16 protein-coding genes and 1 tRNA gene are annotated in these 15,329 nt (G+C 66.8%); 4 read left to right on the top strand and 13 right to left on the bottom strand.

Features of this window, described 5'->3' with window-relative positions; all coding sequences use genetic code 11:
- Positions 1–260 precede the first annotated feature (260 nt).
- Positions 261–1,115, top strand: a complete 855-nt coding sequence (locus ACLM5J_RS15825) for a hypothetical protein (RefSeq protein ID WP_413657432.1) — start codon at positions 261–263, stop codon at positions 1,113–1,115.
- A 270-nt stretch (positions 1,116–1,385) separates the two neighbouring features.
- Here ACLM5J_RS15825 and ACLM5J_RS15830 read toward each other — a convergent pair whose 3' ends face one another.
- The 13 genes from ACLM5J_RS15830 to ACLM5J_RS15890 form a co-directional block, all read right to left on the bottom strand.
- Positions 1,386–2,456, bottom strand: a complete 1,071-nt coding sequence (locus ACLM5J_RS15830) for a tyrosine-type recombinase/integrase (RefSeq protein ID WP_413657433.1) — start codon at positions 2,454–2,456, stop codon at positions 1,386–1,388.
- 209 nt (positions 2,457–2,665) lie between these two features.
- A complete protein-coding gene (locus tag ACLM5J_RS15835) occupies positions 2,666–3,034 on the bottom strand; it encodes a helix-turn-helix transcriptional regulator (RefSeq protein ID WP_413657434.1) in 369 nt (122 codons plus the stop codon).
- Between the two features lie 51 nt (positions 3,035–3,085).
- A tRNA-Ala gene (locus ACLM5J_RS15840) sits at positions 3,086–3,161 on the bottom strand.
- Between the two features lie 84 nt (positions 3,162–3,245).
- Entirely contained in the window at positions 3,246–3,863 is a 618-nt protein-coding gene (locus ACLM5J_RS15845; protein ID WP_413657435.1) for a histidine phosphatase family protein, read from the bottom strand.
- Positions 3,860–4,255, bottom strand: a complete 396-nt coding sequence (rsfS, locus tag ACLM5J_RS15850; RefSeq protein ID WP_413657436.1) for a ribosome silencing factor — start codon at positions 4,253–4,255, stop codon at positions 3,860–3,862. Before rsfS ends, ACLM5J_RS15845 begins: the two co-directional genes overlap by 4 nt.
- A complete protein-coding gene (gene nadD / locus ACLM5J_RS15855; protein ID WP_413657437.1) occupies positions 4,252–4,881 on the bottom strand; it encodes a nicotinate-nucleotide adenylyltransferase in 630 nt (209 codons plus the stop codon). Before nadD ends, rsfS begins: the two co-directional genes overlap by 4 nt.
- The gene (locus ACLM5J_RS15860; RefSeq protein WP_413657438.1) at positions 4,868–5,014 is read right to left on the bottom strand and encodes a hypothetical protein; all 147 of its coding nucleotides are present in this window, start codon (positions 5,012–5,014) and stop codon (positions 4,868–4,870) included. The genes nadD and ACLM5J_RS15860 overlap by 14 nt, the downstream gene beginning before the upstream one ends.
- 22 nt (positions 5,015–5,036) lie before the next feature.
- On the bottom strand, positions 5,037–6,287 hold the full coding sequence (locus tag ACLM5J_RS15865) for a glutamate-5-semialdehyde dehydrogenase (protein ID WP_413657439.1): 1,251 nt from the start codon (positions 6,285–6,287) through the stop codon (positions 5,037–5,039).
- A gap of 234 nt (positions 6,288–6,521) precedes the next feature.
- The gene (locus tag ACLM5J_RS15870; protein ID WP_413657440.1) at positions 6,522–7,466 is read right to left on the bottom strand and encodes an electron transfer flavoprotein subunit alpha/FixB family protein; all 945 of its coding nucleotides are present in this window, start codon (positions 7,464–7,466) and stop codon (positions 6,522–6,524) included.
- 11 nt (positions 7,467–7,477) lie between these two features.
- Positions 7,478–8,266 carry an electron transfer flavoprotein subunit beta/FixA family protein gene (locus ACLM5J_RS15875; protein WP_413657441.1) on the bottom strand — a complete coding sequence of 263 codons (789 nt, stop codon included), beginning with the start codon at positions 8,264–8,266 and terminating at the stop codon, positions 7,478–7,480.
- A 214-nt stretch (positions 8,267–8,480) separates the two neighbouring features.
- Entirely contained in the window at positions 8,481–9,350 is an 870-nt protein-coding gene (locus ACLM5J_RS15880) for an Ig-like domain repeat protein (protein WP_413657442.1), read from the bottom strand.
- Between the two features lie 288 nt (positions 9,351–9,638).
- On the bottom strand, positions 9,639–9,953 hold the full coding sequence (locus ACLM5J_RS15885) for a hypothetical protein (protein WP_413657444.1): 315 nt from the start codon (positions 9,951–9,953) through the stop codon (positions 9,639–9,641).
- A 25-nt stretch (positions 9,954–9,978) separates the two neighbouring features.
- Complete coding sequence (locus ACLM5J_RS15890; RefSeq protein ID WP_413657445.1) at positions 9,979–10,758, bottom strand: enoyl-CoA hydratase/isomerase family protein; 780 nt, start codon at positions 10,756–10,758, stop codon at positions 9,979–9,981.
- A 146-nt stretch (positions 10,759–10,904) separates the two neighbouring features.
- Here ACLM5J_RS15890 and ACLM5J_RS15895 point away from each other — a divergent pair, with 146 nt between their 5' ends.
- The 3 genes from ACLM5J_RS15895 to ACLM5J_RS15905 all read left to right on the top strand — a co-directional run bounded on the left by ACLM5J_RS15895 (position 10,905) and on the right by ACLM5J_RS15905 (position 15,312).
- Positions 10,905–12,587: an alkaline phosphatase D family protein gene (locus tag ACLM5J_RS15895; protein WP_413657446.1), complete on the top strand. Its 1,683-nt coding sequence runs from the start codon at positions 10,905–10,907 to the stop codon at positions 12,585–12,587.
- A 98-nt stretch (positions 12,588–12,685) separates the two neighbouring features.
- Positions 12,686–14,365, top strand: a complete 1,680-nt coding sequence (gene treS / locus ACLM5J_RS15900; RefSeq protein WP_413657447.1) for a maltose alpha-D-glucosyltransferase — start codon at positions 12,686–12,688, stop codon at positions 14,363–14,365.
- A 44-nt stretch (positions 14,366–14,409) separates the two neighbouring features.
- Positions 14,410–15,312, top strand: coding sequence for an NUDIX hydrolase (locus ACLM5J_RS15905; RefSeq protein ID WP_413657448.1), 903 nt, complete (start codon positions 14,410–14,412; stop codon positions 15,310–15,312).
- Positions 15,313–15,329: the final 17 nt, after the last annotated feature.

The following is a 15,329-nucleotide window of genomic DNA, read 5'->3' on the forward strand; positions in this document are numbered from 1 at the left end:
GCTTGTGAGGTGGAATCCCCACAGGTCAGGTGTCAACCAAACTCGGGGCAGACCCGATCATCCGCTGCCTGAAGCTTTGCCTGACTCGAGAGCTCTTCCGACTCCTGTTGGCCTCGGACGCCGTGGCCAACCCCGACGAAGGAACCTCGAAATGGCGGTCTAATCGACTTGACGATCTATAGAAGCACCCGCGCGCGCTCCGTGGCCTGCGAAGACCCATTCCGACCCGAATGTCGATGCCTCCCGCTAGCATCGTCGCTATGACGAAGGGACGGACGCCAACCGAGGAAATCTCCCCGTCGCGCTTGGACGCAGAACTAGCGAAGCTGCGCGTGTTGCAGCCAATGCTGTCTCGCAGCGACGCGCTCACCTACTTCCTCAAGTTCTTTCCCACGGCGACCACGACAGAGATCAATCAGACAATCGACGCCGCAACTCTTCCGTCCGAGGCCGTGGCCAAGTTGAGTAAGCCGCGGCGACAGACCGCCGAGCCTCTCCCTACCAAACCGACGCCGCGTCAATCCAGGGCGAAGCCGAAGCGGACACCCCCTGCCGCGGGACCCACACGGGGTGTTGAGTGCGGTACCTGCGGAAAGAAGGTGGCACTGACGCCGAAGGGCAAAGTGCAGCGTCACCGTGCCAGGGGGCAGTCGGCCCATGCCTGCGCCGGCGGAGGAAAGACGGCGCCAGGGTGGGGGAAGCCGTCCAAAGCGAACGAGCAGCAAGTCGCGATCGATCGAGCCCTCGCTGCGAGGGCCGAGGAGTTCCGCGACCTGACGGGTGTTCCCGCTGGCGAGCTCGCGGCTTCTGATCTCGAGTGGATCAAGTCCAAGGGTTGGCAGATCCGCCTAGTCGACGCGACGCCAACCGACGTTGTGACGGCCCGTCGAATCCTCTTGGCCGCCACAAATGGCCTCGTGGCCCCGGCGACCGCTGAGCTGGTCCGAGGGTGGTACCAACAAATGAAACGCCGCCCTGAACTGTTCGACCCCAAGGAGAAGCCGACAAAGTGGTTGGATGCAGCGGAGGGCGATCCAGATAAGCGCCTAGGTAAGCCACCCACTCCAGGCAAGAAGGTCTTCTATCGTGAGGTCCTCGTCGGGAAGCGCAACTAGACCCTACGTCGTGACCCGGCGTGACTAACGGGTTACGGGCCGGGGCCTCACCCACTTAATTCATGGGATAGCGAGCAGGGGCCGCCTGCTCGGCCTAACCGACATTTGCCAGAGGCCCAGTCTTCACCGAACGTACGAGTGTTGGGCTGGACGTGCACGCCCGATCTGTTGTTGCGGCAGCGATCGATGGCGTTACCTGCGAACTCATCGTGACCCGTTTGATTCCGTCACACGAGCGCATTCGTTCATTGCCGAACGGGGGAACTCGGGTCAGCCGCCTTCACCATCTCCGCAGTTTGCTACCACGCCGTCAATCGAATCCAGCACATCGTCCTCGCCTACGCTGCCAGAGCGGGCGAGCAACGCGCCGTCAGGTTCTATCGGGCGCAGCGTAGCCTCGAGAAGCTCGGCGGCACCGAAGTCAAGGATTCGCTCCGGTTCGATGTAATGCCCCTCCGTGACCACGCTGGAGGTGTGGCCCAGGTGAGTCGCGGCAGCATCCACGCCAAGCCCGCGCGCGATCACTGTAGCTCCGGTACGCCGGTACCAACGCGGGGTGATCCCAGTGTGCTCTAGCCCGGCGTCGACGAGGAACTCCCGGAAGGTGCGACGGAAGTTGTGCAGGCTGAGCGGGCCACCGTTGCGATTGTGGAAGATCGTCTTCTCGTGATCTTCTGGGGCAATCGTCGCCAACCGGGCGCGGATCACCTCAGCCGCGAACTCCGCGACGGGCAGCATCCGCACCGAGGCGTCTGTCTTCGGGTGATCTTGGCGGAACGTTCCCTTCCCCTTGCGGTAGACCACCGTGCCGCGTACGAAGGCGACCAAGCCGTGTCTGCCCTCGAAGACATCGCACGGCCGCAGAGCCAGGACTTCGCCGGGGCGCACCGACGTGCCGAGCATGACCTCGCACGCATCCCTGACCTGGCCGTCGGGAGCCGGCCCCATCACTCCCGCGCCAATCCGCCACGCGGCCGCGGCCTGGCGGATGGCTTGCACCTGCTCCAGGGTCATCGCCTGTACTGCGTTCTTGGGCCGAGCGAGGGGCGAGGTGCCTTGGACCGGATTGCGCGCGATCGCGTCGTGGCGCAGTGCGAAAGCGAACAACTGGTTGAGCACGGTGCGCGAGTGCTTGGCGCGCGAGTACGACACAGCGGCCTCCCCTTTCAAGAAGGTCTCCACTCGTCCCGTCGTGACCTCACCGAGCGTGTAGTGCTCGAACCAGGGCCGTACCCTCAGCCGGAGGTCGTCGCGATAGTTGTCCTTGGTGGAGTCGGCGATCTGGCGGATCTCCAGGTCGGCGAGCCACAGCTCAATCAGGTCCGTGAAGGGGCTGGCCAAGGTCAGCAGTCCTCCACTCCCGTAACCGCGTCGGTCCTGGAGCCGCTCCCGGAGTTGCGCCTCAGCGCCGCTGCGCGAGCTGCAGGTGGCTTGGACCTGGCGCAGGCGACCGTCCAGGTCGCGGACACGGGTGTGGGCCACGAAGCGTCCTTTGGCCACTCTCTTGGTCCAGATCGTGCCGTGAGTGCCGATCCGTGTTCGTGGCCGGCTCACGAGCGACCACTCGCTTGGTTCTTGGCGTCATCGGCCTCGAGTCGGGCCAACCACGCATCGATCTCCGAGCGACGAAACCGCAGATGGCGCCCGACCCGGAAACCGGACGGGCCCCGCCCTTGGCTGCGCAGGTCGTACAGCGTCTGAGGCGTGACCCGAAGCTCAGCAGCAAGCTCCTGGATCGTCAACGCCTTCTCGAGCGCAGTGCTGGTGCCGACGGTCTGGACTGGACGGGACGAGATGCTGAATCGAGTCATACCGAACAGGTAGGCGCACCTGTCCGAAAGCACCCGAGAGCCGCCGAGGGTGACCGCGTACCGATCGACTTTTTCGGGGAAAGTGCTGGGTAAATGCTGGGAGGCCATGCTCCGGACCCTTCGTAAGGATTCGGAACATGGCCTCTGACCAGTGCTTACTGGTGGAGGTGAGGGGACTCGAACCCCTGACCCCCTGCATGCCATGCAGGTGCGCTACCAGCTGCGCCACACCCCCAGCTTCGTTCCGCTCCGTTCCCGGCGCTTCCCGACGACCAGAACATTAGCCCACCGTGAGGAAGTTGTGAAATCGGGGGCCCACTTAAAGTCGGGGAACCTGGAGTCCGTAGGCCGACAGGCGCATCAGGGTCGGGTCGTCGCTGCGCTGCTCCAGAACGGCGACGCCGCAGTTGTTCAGCACCCGGAGTTGGTTGAGGTCGAGGCCCATGCCGGTCAGCGCCAGCACGGCAGTCCGGATCGCAGTGCCGTGCGAGACCACGATGGCGGTCTCGTCGTCGCCGAGCACCTCCAACAGGTCGCCGACGACGGCGCGCAGGCGACGCGCCACCACCTCGGGGGTCTCGGCACCCGGCACCACCGAGAAGTCGCCGGCCTCGAAGGCGACGTACTCGTCGGGGAACTGCTCGCGGTAGTCGTCATGGAACCACCCGGAGCGCTCACCCAGGTCGTACTCACGCAACCGCGCGTCACCGACCACATCGAGTCCGGTCTCCTTGGCCACGTAGGCAGCCGTCTGCCGGGCCCGGGCCAGGTCGCTGCTCCACAGCACCGAGGCGCCGAAATGCGCCAACCAGGCGCCCGCAGCGGACGCCTGGTCGTGGCCGGTCTGGCTCAGTTCGATATCCAGGTGTCCTTGGATCCGTCGTTCGTTGTTCCACTCGGTCTGACCATGCCGCAGCCAGACCAGCCGCCGACTCATGCCTCGGCGCCGCCGTCACCCTCAGCGGCGGGACGGGAGAGCTTCAACTCGATAGACGGGCAGTCGCGCCACAGCCGCTCGAGGGAGTAGAACTCACGCTCGTCCTCGTGCTGCACGTGGACGACGATGTCGCCGTAGTCGAGCAGCACCCAACGGCCTTCGCGGTGACCCTCCCGGCGGATCGGCTTGGCGTCGAGCTCGCGGAGCTTCTCCTCGATCTCGTCGACGATCGCCCGAACCTGGCGGTCGTTGCCCGCCGAGGCCAGCAGGAACGCGTCGGTGATCGCCAACTGCTCGGAGACGTCGAACGCGACGATCTCGTTGGCCAGCTTGTCGTCGGCGGCCGCGGCGGCGACCTGGATCAGGTTGAGGGCGTAATCGGTGGCAGTCATGAGTTTTGCTCCGCAGGGTAGAGATCGTGCTTGGCGATGTACTGCACCACGCCGTCAGGTACCAGGTACCAGACCGGCTCACCACGCTGCTTACGCAGGCGGCAATCGGTCGAAGAGATGGCCAGCGCCGGGATCTCCACAAGGGTGACCCGGTCGGACGGAATGTCGGCCAGCATCTCCGCGTCAAGCTCGTAGCCGGGCCGGGTACAACCGACGAACCGGGCGAGCCTGAACAGTTCTGGCGCATCGCGCCAGGTGAAAATGTTGCCCAGCGCATCAGCGCCGGTGATGAAGTACAGATCAGCATCAGGCAACCGCGTTTGAAGATCACGCAGGGTGTCGATGGTGAAGGTGGGGCCGTCTCGGTCGATGTCGACCCGGGAGACGTTGAACCGCGGGTTGGCGGCCGTGGCGATCACGGTCATCAAGTAGCGGTGTTCGGCATCGGAGACCTCACGGTCCGCCTTCTGCCAGGGTGCGCCGGTCGGCACGAAGATGACCTCGTCGAGATCGAACCAGGCCTGGACCTCGCTTGCAGCGACCAGGTGGCCGTGATGGATGGGATCGAACGTTCCACCCATCACGCCCACGCGACGGCGAGCCGAGGTTGGCTCAGCTGTGCTCACGTCCCGCGCCGAACATGATCAGCACGACGAGGAGCGACAACAGGATGGCCAGCACGATGCCGCCGACGGCCCACGGGCTGAGAGCGGGCTCGGAGGCTTCGGAGGCAGTGAGAACGAAGGTGGAGAGCGACATGGCCTGAATCCTAGTAGATGAGTTAGCGGACGTGACCGGCGCCAGTCACCACGTACTTGGTGCTGGTCATCTCCGGGAGACCCATCGGGCCACGGGCGTGCAACTTCTGGGTGCTGATCCCGATCTCGGCACCGAACCCGAACTCGCCGCCGTCGGTGAACCGGGTCGAGGCGTTGACCAACACGGCCGCCGAGTCGACCCGTGCCACGAACCGTCGCGCGGCGGCCTGGTCCTCGGTGACGATCGCGTCGGTGTGGCCGGTCGAGTACCGCCGGATGTGCTCGATCGCCTCGTCCACGTTGTCCACGACGCGCGCCGAGATCTCGGCTGCGAGGAACTCGGCGGCGTAGGCCTCCTCGGTCACCGCGACCACGCCGTCGTACTCGCTGAACCGGTCGTCGCCGTGGATCAGGACCTGCTTGTCGTGCAGCGCCTCGATCACCCGCGGCAGGAACTCGTCGGCGATGTCGGCGTGCACCAGCAGCGCTTCCGCCGCGTTGCAGACGCTGTTGCGCTGGGTCTTCGAGTTGAGCACGATCGCCAACGCCTGCTCGAGGTCGGCGGCCTTGTCCACGTAGACGTGGCAGTTGCCGGTACCGGTCTCGATCACCGGCACGGTCGACTCCTCGACGACGCTGCGGATCAGGCCGGCGCCACCGCGCGGGATCAACACGTCGACCAGACCGCGGGCACGCATCAGATGCTTGACCGAGTCGTGGCTCTCCCCCGGCACCATCTGGACCGCGTCGGCCGGCAGGCCGGCACTCGCGACGGCGTCACGCAGGGCTGCGACGATCGCCGCGTTGCTGGACCGCGCGCTGGAGGAGCCCCGCAGCAGCACGGCGTTGCCGGACTTCAGGCAGATCCCAGCGGCGTCAGCGGTCACATTCGGACGAGCCTCGTAGATCATCCCGATCACACCGAACGGGACCCGCACCTGACGCAGCTCCAAGCCGTTGGCCAGCGTGCTGCCGCGGACCACGTCACCGACCGGGTCCGGGAGCGCGGCCACGTCGCGCAGGCCCTTGGCCATCCCTTCGAGGCGGGCGTCGTCGAGGGCCAACCGGTCGATCAGGTTCGCACCGGTGCCGGCGTCCTTGGCCCGCTGCACGTCCTCGGCGTTGGCACGCAGGATCTCTGGGGCACTGGTGATCAAGGCATCGGCCATCGCCAGCAGCGCGGCGTCCTTGACCTGGCGGGTGGCGACGGCGAGTTCGAAACTCGCGGTGCGGGCCCGACGGGCGACGTCGTGTACTTCCTGCTCGGTGCTCATACCCCGAGCCTAGTGGCGCAGCGCTCGTTGCGGGCCTGGCGTCTGCCCAGTGGGCTTCGGGCCGGCCGCGGAACGAAGAAAGCCGCGGCAACCGATGAGGTTGCCGCGGCGTTCTACGTCGTACTAGGCGTTCTTCTCGAACTCAGCCGTACTTACCTTGGCTGAGCATTCTGCGATTCGTTCCTCCGGCAGAACTCGCTTCGCTCGTCCTACCTACGGAGCCGATCCTCGAACTCAGCCCTTGCGCTTGTTGATCTCGTCGGTCAGCGCCGGCAGAACCGTGTGCAGGTCGCCCACGACACCGAAGTCGACCAGCTCGAAGATCGGAGCCTCTTCGTCCTTGTTGACAGCGACGATGGTCTTCGAGGTCTGCATACCCGCACGGTGCTGGATCGCACCCGAGATGCCGTTGGCCACGTAGAGCTGCGGCGACACGGTCTTACCGGTCTGACCCACCTGGAAGGTGTGCGGCTTCCAGCCGGAGTCGACGGCGGCACGCGAAGCACCGACAGCGGCACCGAGCGAGTCGGCGAGCGCCTCCACCGCGGTGAAGTCACCGCCGGTACCGCGACCACCGGAGACCACGATGGCGGCCTCGGTGAGCTCCGGACGTCCGGTGGCCTGACGCGGCTGCGAAGCCACGATCTGGGCTGCCTTGGCGGCGTCCGAGATGGTCGGGACGAACGCCTCGACGGCGCCAGCACCGGCAACCTCTTCGGGAGCAGCCGAGTTGGGCTTGACCGTGATGATCGGCGTGCCCTTGGTGACCTTCGCCTGCACGGTGTACGAGCCGGCGAAGACGGACTGTGTGGTGACCGGACCAGCCTGGACGTCGACCGCGTCGGTGATCAGACCGGACTCGATCTTGATCGCCAGGCGAGCCGCGATCTCCTTGCCCTCAGCCGAGGACGGGATCAGCACGGCGCCGGCAGCGGTCTTGGCGACAAGCTGCTGCAGGACCTCCGCCTTGGGAGCAACCAGGTAGCCCTTGATCTCGGCGTCGTTGACGGCGTAGACCTTCTCGGCACCGAACTTGGCCAGCGCCTCGGCCGGAGCGTCGCCCGGGCCGATGTAGACGGCCGACGGCTCGCCGAGACGGCGGGCGATCGTGAGGAGCTCGAGGGTCGGCTTCTTGACCGCGCCGTCGACGTGGTCAACCAGAACCAGAATTTCAGCCATGTTCAGACTCCTCAGATGAACTTCTTGGACGCGAGGAAGCCGGCCAGCGCAGCAGCACCCGAACCGTCCTCGTCCTTGACGATCTCGCCAGCGGTGCGCGGCGGGCGGGCGTTGGTCTCCTCGACCGCAGACCACGAAGCCGCGAGGCCGACCTGGCCCGCGTCCACACCGAGATCGGCGACGGTCAGGGTCTCCAGCGGCTTCTTCTTGGCCGCCATGATGCCCTTGAAGGACGGGTAACGAGCCTCACCGGTCTGGTCGGTGACCGAGAGCACGACCGGCAGGGTCGCACCGATCACCTCGGTGGCGGCGTCGCCGTCACGCTTGATCCGGATCTGGTCGCCCTGGGTCTCGATCACCGAAGCGAAGGTGACCTGCGGGAGGCCGAGACGCTCGGCGAGCATGGCCGGAACCACGCTCATCCCGGCGTCCGTCGAGGCCATACCGCAGACCACGATGTCGGGGGTGCCGACCTTCTTGATGGCTTCGGCGAGGACCAGCGAGGTACCCAGCGCGTCGGAGCCGGCGATCGCCTCGTCCGAGACGTGAACGCCCTTGTCGACGCCCATCTGGAGGGCCTTACGGACGGCGTCAACAGCGCCATCCGGGCCGATGCAGACAGCGGTCACTTCGCTGTCGTCGCCCAGCTTCTCCTTGATCTGCAGCGCCTGCTCCACTGCATATTCGTCGAGCTCCGAGAGGAGCCCATCGACGCCGACACGGTCAACGGTGTTGTCCGACTTGAACCGCCGGTCGGCGGTGGCGTCGGGCACGTGCTTCACACAGACAACAATGTTCATGGTGGTTGTGGCCTGGACGGCCCCTCCTGTGCAATCGATTCCTGAGCCGCAGCGCGGCCAGCCCATCGTGAGGCTACCCGGTTAGGTCAGCCTCACGGAACCACGGTTCCGGTGTGGAACGTCACACGACGCCGTGAGGCCCCGCCAGAAGCTATCAGGCGGGGCCTCATCAGGTGAGCAGATGCTCAACACACGTCCGAGGACGTCGGCGCGGTCACTTCACGGTGACCTTGACGGAGCCCTTCGAACCCTTCACGTTCTTGTCTCCGAGGTAGACGGCGGCCACCTTGTACTTGCCCTTCTTGAGCCGCTTCACCACCAGATTCGCCTTGCCCGACTTCAGCGTCGCCGTCTTGGTGACCTTCTTCTTGCCCTTGCTCAGGGTCACCTTGACCTTGCCGGTGGCCGACACCTTGGTGCCCGGCTTGACGACGACCTTGATCGTCGCCTTCTTCTTGCCGCCCTGGGCGGTGACCTTCGTCTTCGAACCGGTCTTGACCACGGTCACGGTGCCGATCGCCGCATCCTGGCCGGCCACCTGGACACACGAGATCGCATAAGGGGTGAGCAGCGACCCCGAGCCGTCGGCCCGCTTTCCGTCCAGCTTGACCGAGAAATCTCCGGCAGCGAGCTCGAGCTTGGCGCCCACCGGGACCGAGGCGGGCACTGCCACGCCACCCTTGGCAACCACGTTCATCGCACCGCTCGCCGGGACCTTGGTCGAGGCGATCGTCTGCTTGACCGTCACCGGGACTCCGGAAGCCGTGCCGTCCCCGGTCGCAGTACCGGACAGGGTGCGCGCCCCGGCCAAGCCATAGAGCTGGCCGGCGAGCGCCTCCGGCACCACGACGGCGGTACTGAGCGCGGCGGAGCCGCCCACCGGCACGGTCGCCGGCGCACTGAACGTCGCCACGAACGTCTGCGCCCCGAGCGGGGTGGTGCACTCGTAGTTGAGCGGCGCGCTCGCCGCGCCGGCCGGGCTGTACGCACCCAGACCCGCGACGACAAGTGCTGCTGCGGCACCGGCACCCGCGACGCGTCGGGCACGCTGGGCCGAGGTCGTTGAGGAATGACGAGAAGACATGCGGATAGGCCTCCCAAGACCATCACACGGCGGCATAGAGCCACCGGAGCACCAATCGGCCTCCCTCCGAGGCCGCGCACTTGGTACTCGCAGGTAACTACAACAGGTCTAGACCTTTTTGTGAAGGGGGTCACACCGAGAATCTGTAACCGGTTCTAGGGAGTGGGCGCACCTCGCCCGAGCAGTGCGCCCGACGATCCGAAATCGAACACAGCACCGCACCGGTGAAGGTGCGGTGCTGCATCAGGATGGTGGGTGCGACGCCTCGCGATCGAGCGAAGCGGCCGATCAAGGACGGATCACGCGCTCCAGGAGTCGGCCGATGATCAACCAGACCACGGCGGCCAGACCCCAGTTGAACAACGAGTTCTTGATGTCGGCGTTGTCGCCGGTGAACTCCTTGACGCCGTTGGTCATGCTGAACAGGCCGAAATCCAAGAAGCCGGCGCCGTCCCTGACCGCCTGCACCAACCCGTTGTCGGCGTTCGCCTTCAACGCATAGGTCAGCGCGCCTAGGGCCAGTACGACGGCAGCGAGCGCGCAAAGGATCCAGACCACCTGGGCCACCCGAATACGGACCTGCGCGAGATTGGACTCACTCATGGCCGCACCCTATTACGCGAGCGCCTCATCGACCGACGAACTTGGCCTTTCCGGGGCCGTTCTCGATGAAGGACTCCATGCCGATGGTCCGGTCCTCGGTGGCGAACAGGCTGGCGAACTGCTGACGCTCGATCTCCAGGCCGGTCTCGATGTCGACCTCGCCGCCCTTGTCGATCGCGGTCTTCGCGGCCCGGATCGCGAAGCCGGCAGCACCGCTGAACTGCTGGGCCCACTTCACGGCCTCGGCGTAGACCTCGTCAGCCGGGAAGACCCGGTCGACGAGACCGATCTCCAGCGCCTCGGCGGCCGGCACGAAGCGGCCGGTGAAGACGAGGTCCTTGGCCTTGCTCGGGCCGATCAGGCGGGCCAGCCGCTGGGTACCGCCGCCTCCGGGGATGACGCCGAGCAGAACCTCGGGCAGACCGAAGGTGGCGTTGTCGGCGGCGAAGCGCAGGTCGGCGGAGAGCGCGACCTCGCAGCCACCGCCGAGGGCGTAGCCGGTGACCGCAGCAACCGTGGGCTTGGGGATCCGCGAGATGGCGCTGAAGCAGTCCTGAAGCTCGGCCGACGCCTTGACCATGTCGGCATAGGACATGTCGACCATCTCCTTGATGTCGGCGCCGGCCGCGAAGACCCGCTCGCCGCCGTACACCACGACCGCCTTGACGTCGTCACGCTCGGTCGCCTCGCGGGCGCCGTCTCGGATCTCGGTCTGCACCTGCCGGTTGAGCGGGTTCATCTTCGGCCGGTCGATCCTGATCGTGCCGACGCCGTCGCTGACCTCGAGCCTGACGAACTCACCCATGAGAAAACACTCCTTGAACTGGTTAACGTCTGTACACCGCGGAGCCTACTGGGCACCGAAGGACCGCCTCGTCGCGCCCAGCGTTACCGGGCACCGGGATCGTCGTTGTCCAGCTGGGGAGCACCGCCGACCAGTACGAGGACACCATGACCGACGTCGTCCAGCCATCGATCTCGCGCCGCACTCTGCTCACCGGACTGGGTGCCGGTGCCGCCGCCCTCAGCCTTGCTCGCTGGCCGCAGGCCTACGCCGCCGCGGCGCCCTTCGTACATGGCGTCGCCTCGGGCGATCCGCTGCCGAACCGGGTGATTATCTGGACCCGGGTCACGCCGTCGGCCGACGCGGTGCCCGGATCCGGTGTCGGCGGAGTCGCCACCGTGCAGTGGGAGGTGGCCAGCGACGCCTCGTTCGGCACGATCGTCCGCAGCGGCACCGTCTCCACCTCGGCTGCCCAGGACCACACCGTCCACGTCGACGTCGACGGACTCATGCCGGCCACCCGGTACTGGTACCGGTTCCGCGCACTCGGCGCGACCTCACGCGTCGGCCGGACCAAGACCGCCGCAGCCGCGGGGTCGCAGGCGCCGGTCCGCTTCGGCGTGGTCTCGTGTGCCAACTACGACTGGGGCTGGTTCGTGCCCTACCGCTTCCTCGCCACCCGGACCGACCTCGACGCCGTGCTGCACCTGGGCGACTACCTCTACGAGTACGCGCCGGGCGGCGTGCTCGGCGACGTCCCGAAGAACCCCCGCAACGCGCAGCCGCTCCACGAATGCATCACCTTGTCCGACTACCGAGTCCGGCACGGCTGCTACAAGCTGGAGGAGAACCTCCAGGACCTGCACGCCGCGCACCCGATGGTCGCGGTCTGGGACGACCACGAGATCGCCAACGACACCTGGCGCGACGGCGCCGAGAACCACGACCCGGCAACCGAGGGCGACTGGACCACACGGGCCAACGCCGGCCGCCGCGCCTTCCTCGACTGGCTGCCGATCCGGCACACCGACCCCAACGACTGGGCGCGGGTCAACCGCCGCCTCAAGTTCGGCGACCAGGTCGACCTGTGGATGCTCGACGAGCGGCGCTTCCGCTCGCAACCGCCGTCGAGCGTGCTGCTCGGCTACGGCTACCTGGGCAACGCCTCCAGCGACCCCAACGCCACCATGCTGGGTGACGAGCAGGAGCACTGGCTCGCCTCCGGCCTGGCGGCCAGCACCTCGAAGTGGAAGGTGCTCGGCAACCAGGTGCCCTTCTTCCCGCAGGTCCTGCTGGCTTCGGTGCCGGGCCAGATCACCAGCCTGCTCGGTCCGGAGCTGTCCGCGAAGCTCGAGGAGCCGCTCGCCCAGCTCTACGTCGAGGACTGGAACGGCTTCCTGGCCCAGCGTCAGCGGATCGTCGACGCGATGGCGAGGATCAACGGCGTCGTCGTGCTGACCGGCGACGTCCACCAGAGCTTCGCCAGCGAGATCCCGAAGCGGACCAGCAGCTACCTGCTGGACCGGGTCTCGGCCGGCGTCGAGTTCGTGACGCCCGGTGTCGCCTCGCCGTCGGTCCAGACCATGATCAACCAGCTCGCTCCGGGCGTGGGGAACCTGGTCGACACCGTGCTGAACACCAACAACCTGCTGGCGAACCCCTGGGTCAAGTACTCCGAGGGCATCCGGACCGGCTGCATGATCGTCGACTTCGCCAACAGTCGGGTTCAGGCGGACTGGTACCTGGTCGCCGACGGCGCCAACCCGAACAGTTCGATCTCGCACGCGTCGTCGTGGCAGAGCGTGGCCGGCAGCAAGCGGGTGACCAAGGCCACCGCCGCTCTGCAGTGACCGGAATCGCCCAAAGATTGCCCCAGCCTTGATCGATCCGTAAGGCTGGGCGATATGCGCGCACCTTGGAACTGTTCGGCGTCCGATCGGGGGCGTCCATGACCGACTTCCAGTCACTGCATGGACGCGACCCGGAGTGGTACCGCACGGCGGTCTTCTATGAGGTGCTGGTGCGCTCGTTCCGCGACTCGGACGGCAGCGGCACCGGCGACTTCAGGGGCCTGACCGAGAAGCTCGACTATCTCGAGTGGCTCGGCGTCAACTGCCTGTGGGTGCCGCCGTTCTATACCTCCCCGCTGCGGGACGGCGGCTACGACGTCGCGCACTACACGGAGATCCTCCCGGTGGTCGGCACGATGGCCGACTTCCGGGACTTCCTCAACGCCGCGCACGCCCGCGGCATCCGGGTGATCGTGGACTTCGTGATGAACCACACCAGCGACGCACACCCGTGGTTCCAGGCTTCGCGCAGCGACCCGACCGGGCCTTACGGCGACTTCTACGTCTGGTCCGATACCGACGACCTCTACTCCGAGGCGCGGATCATCTTCCACGACACCGAGACCTCCAACTGGACCTGGGACCCGGTTCGCCGCCAGTACTTCTGGCACCGGTTCTTCCACCACCAGCCCGACCTCAACTTCGACAACCCGGCCGTCCACGACGCGTTGCTGGACGCCATGTCGTACTGGCTGGACCTCGGCGTCGACGGCTTCCGGCTCGACGCCGTGCCCTACCTGTACGAACGCCCCGGCACCGACGGCGAGTCGCTGCCGGAGACCCACGCCTTCCTGCGCAAGGTACGCGCGTACGTCGACGCCAAGTACGACGACCGGGTCCTGCTCTGCGAGGCCAACCAGACCCCGGCCGAACTCGTCGAGTACTTCGGTCCGGAACGCAACGAATCGGGAGACTGGATCGGCACCGAGTGCCACATGGCGTTCCAGTTCCCGGTGATGCCGCAGATCTTCGTCGCTCTGCGCCGGGAGTCGCGCGAGTCGATCACCAACATCTTGGAACAGACCCCGCAACTGCCCAGCGGTTGCCAATGGGGCGTCTTCCTCCGCAACCACGACGAGTTGACCTTGGAGAAGGTCACCGACGAGGACCGCGACTACATGTGGGCCGAGTACGCCCATGACCCCCGGATGCGGGCCAACGCCGGGATCAGGCGCCGCCTCGCGCCTCTCCTGGACAACGACACCAATCAACTGGAGCTGGCCACCGCTCTCCTGCTCTCCCTGCCCGGCTCCCCCGTCCTCTACTACGGCGACGAGATCGGGATGGGCGACAACATCTGGCTCGGCGACCGGGACGGCGTACGGACCCCGATGCAGTGGTCGCCGGACCGCAACGGCGGCTTCTCCTCGGCGACGCCGGAGCGGCTCCCGCTGCCGGTGATCCAGGACCCGGTCTTCGGGCACCACGCGGTCAACGTCGAAGCACAGTTGGCGAACACCTCCTCACTGCTGCACTGGAACCGACGGATGATCCACACCCGTCGACAGCACCCGGCCTTCGGCCTGGGTGACTTCACCGACCTCGGGGGGACCAACCCGGCGGTCCTGAGCTTCGCGCGCGAGCACGAGGACGAGGTGATCGTCTGCGTGAACAACCTCTCCCGGTTCCCGCAGCCCGTCGCCCTCGACCTCTCCCGATGGCAGGACCGCACCACGATCGAGCTCTTCGGCGGGGTGCCGTTCCCGCCGATCACCGAAGCTCCCTACCTGTTGACCTTGGGGCCTCACGGCTTCTACTGGCTGCGCCTGATCCGTTGAGGGGAGCAGCGGTCCGGCGAAAGTCGATGGCCTAGGCTGACGCCGTGACTGATCACCTGCCGGAGCTGACCGACGGGACGGTGACCCTGTCGCCGTCGACCACGGAGGTCGGCACGGTGCGTTTCACGATCGCCCGCAACGGCGAGGAGATCGGCGCCATCACCTTACGCCGCAACGGATCTGCGACCGGCGAGCTCACCTGGCACCTCGATGCCGCGCATCGTGGCCGCGGCTCGGCCAGCATCGGCGTCCGCCTGGTCACCGACTGGGCTCTGACCGACGCCGGCTTGGGCGGTCTCGGCCTGGGCCGGATCGAATGCCGGGTGGCAGCCGAGAACGAGGGCGCGCTCCGCGTAGCCACCCGCGCCGGACTGATCCGCGAAGGCGTCAGCCGCCAGGCACCGGGGCACGGCGAGGCGACCGAGATCGTGGTGCTCGCCCGGATCTCCACCGATCCCCCGGTCAACGACCCGCAGGCCTTCCGGTCGCTGCTCAACTCGTTCCTGCCCCGCAAGCGCGCGATCGGCCAGATGTTGATCCGCGACACCGAGGGCCGGGTCCTGCTGTGCCACCTCACCTACAAGCGTGACTGGGATCTGCCCGGCGGCGTCGTCGAGGTCGGCGAATCACCGCACCTGGCCGCGAGCCGCGAGATCGAGGAAGAGCTGGCGCTCACCATCCCCGCTGGTGAGATCGTGCTGACCGACTGGCTGCCGCCGTGGGGTGGCTGGGACGACGCCGTCTGCCTGGTCTTCGACGGCGGCGTGCACTCCCCCGGGATCGTCGAACAGATCCAGCCCGAGGCCCGCGAGATCCGTGGCGCGGAGTTCCTTACCGTCGAGCAGATCGATGAACGCGCCGCCGACTTCACCGCCCGCCGGATCAAGGCCGCGCTCGCCGCACTCGACGGCGGTCCGCGCTACACCGAGTCCGGTCGGCGGCTCTGAGCCAGGAAACGAGATAG

The sequence above is a fragment of the Nocardioides sp. Bht2 genome (assembly GCF_047308515.1).
GTDB lineage: Bacteria > Actinomycetota > Actinomycetes > Propionibacteriales > Nocardioidaceae > Nocardioides.

Bases quoted from the DNA above. Each gene is read 5' to 3' on its own strand.
- ACLM5J_RS15825 (WP_413657432.1), top strand. From the start codon at position 261: ATGACGAAGGGACGGACGCCAACCGAGGAAATCTCCCCGTCGCGCTTG.
- ACLM5J_RS15835 (WP_413657434.1), bottom strand. From the start codon at position 3,034: ATGGCCTCCCAGCATTTACCCAGCACTTTCCCCGAAAAAGTCGATCGG.
- ACLM5J_RS15845 (WP_413657435.1), bottom strand. From the start codon at position 3,863: ATGAGTCGGCGGCTGGTCTGGCTGCGGCATGGTCAGACCGAGTGGAAC.
- rsfS (WP_413657436.1), bottom strand. From the start codon at position 4,255: ATGACTGCCACCGATTACGCCCTCAACCTGATCCAGGTCGCCGCCGCG.
- ACLM5J_RS15860 (WP_413657438.1), bottom strand. From the start codon at position 5,014: ATGTCGCTCTCCACCTTCGTTCTCACTGCCTCCGAAGCCTCCGAGCCC.
- ACLM5J_RS15865 (WP_413657439.1), bottom strand. From the start codon at position 6,287: ATGAGCACCGAGCAGGAAGTACACGACGTCGCCCGTCGGGCCCGCACC.
- ACLM5J_RS15870 (WP_413657440.1), bottom strand. From the start codon at position 7,466: ATGGCTGAAATTCTGGTTCTGGTTGACCACGTCGACGGCGCGGTCAAG.
- ACLM5J_RS15875 (WP_413657441.1), bottom strand. From the start codon at position 8,266: ATGAACATTGTTGTCTGTGTGAAGCACGTGCCCGACGCCACCGCCGAC.
- ACLM5J_RS15880 (WP_413657442.1), bottom strand. From the start codon at position 9,350: ATGTCTTCTCGTCATTCCTCAACGACCTCGGCCCAGCGTGCCCGACGC.
- ACLM5J_RS15885 (WP_413657444.1), bottom strand. From the start codon at position 9,953: ATGAGTGAGTCCAATCTCGCGCAGGTCCGTATTCGGGTGGCCCAGGTG.
- ACLM5J_RS15890 (WP_413657445.1), bottom strand. From the start codon at position 10,758: ATGGGTGAGTTCGTCAGGCTCGAGGTCAGCGACGGCGTCGGCACGATC.
- ACLM5J_RS15895 (WP_413657446.1), top strand. From the start codon at position 10,905: ATGACCGACGTCGTCCAGCCATCGATCTCGCGCCGCACTCTGCTCACC.
- treS (WP_413657447.1), top strand. From the start codon at position 12,686: ATGACCGACTTCCAGTCACTGCATGGACGCGACCCGGAGTGGTACCGC.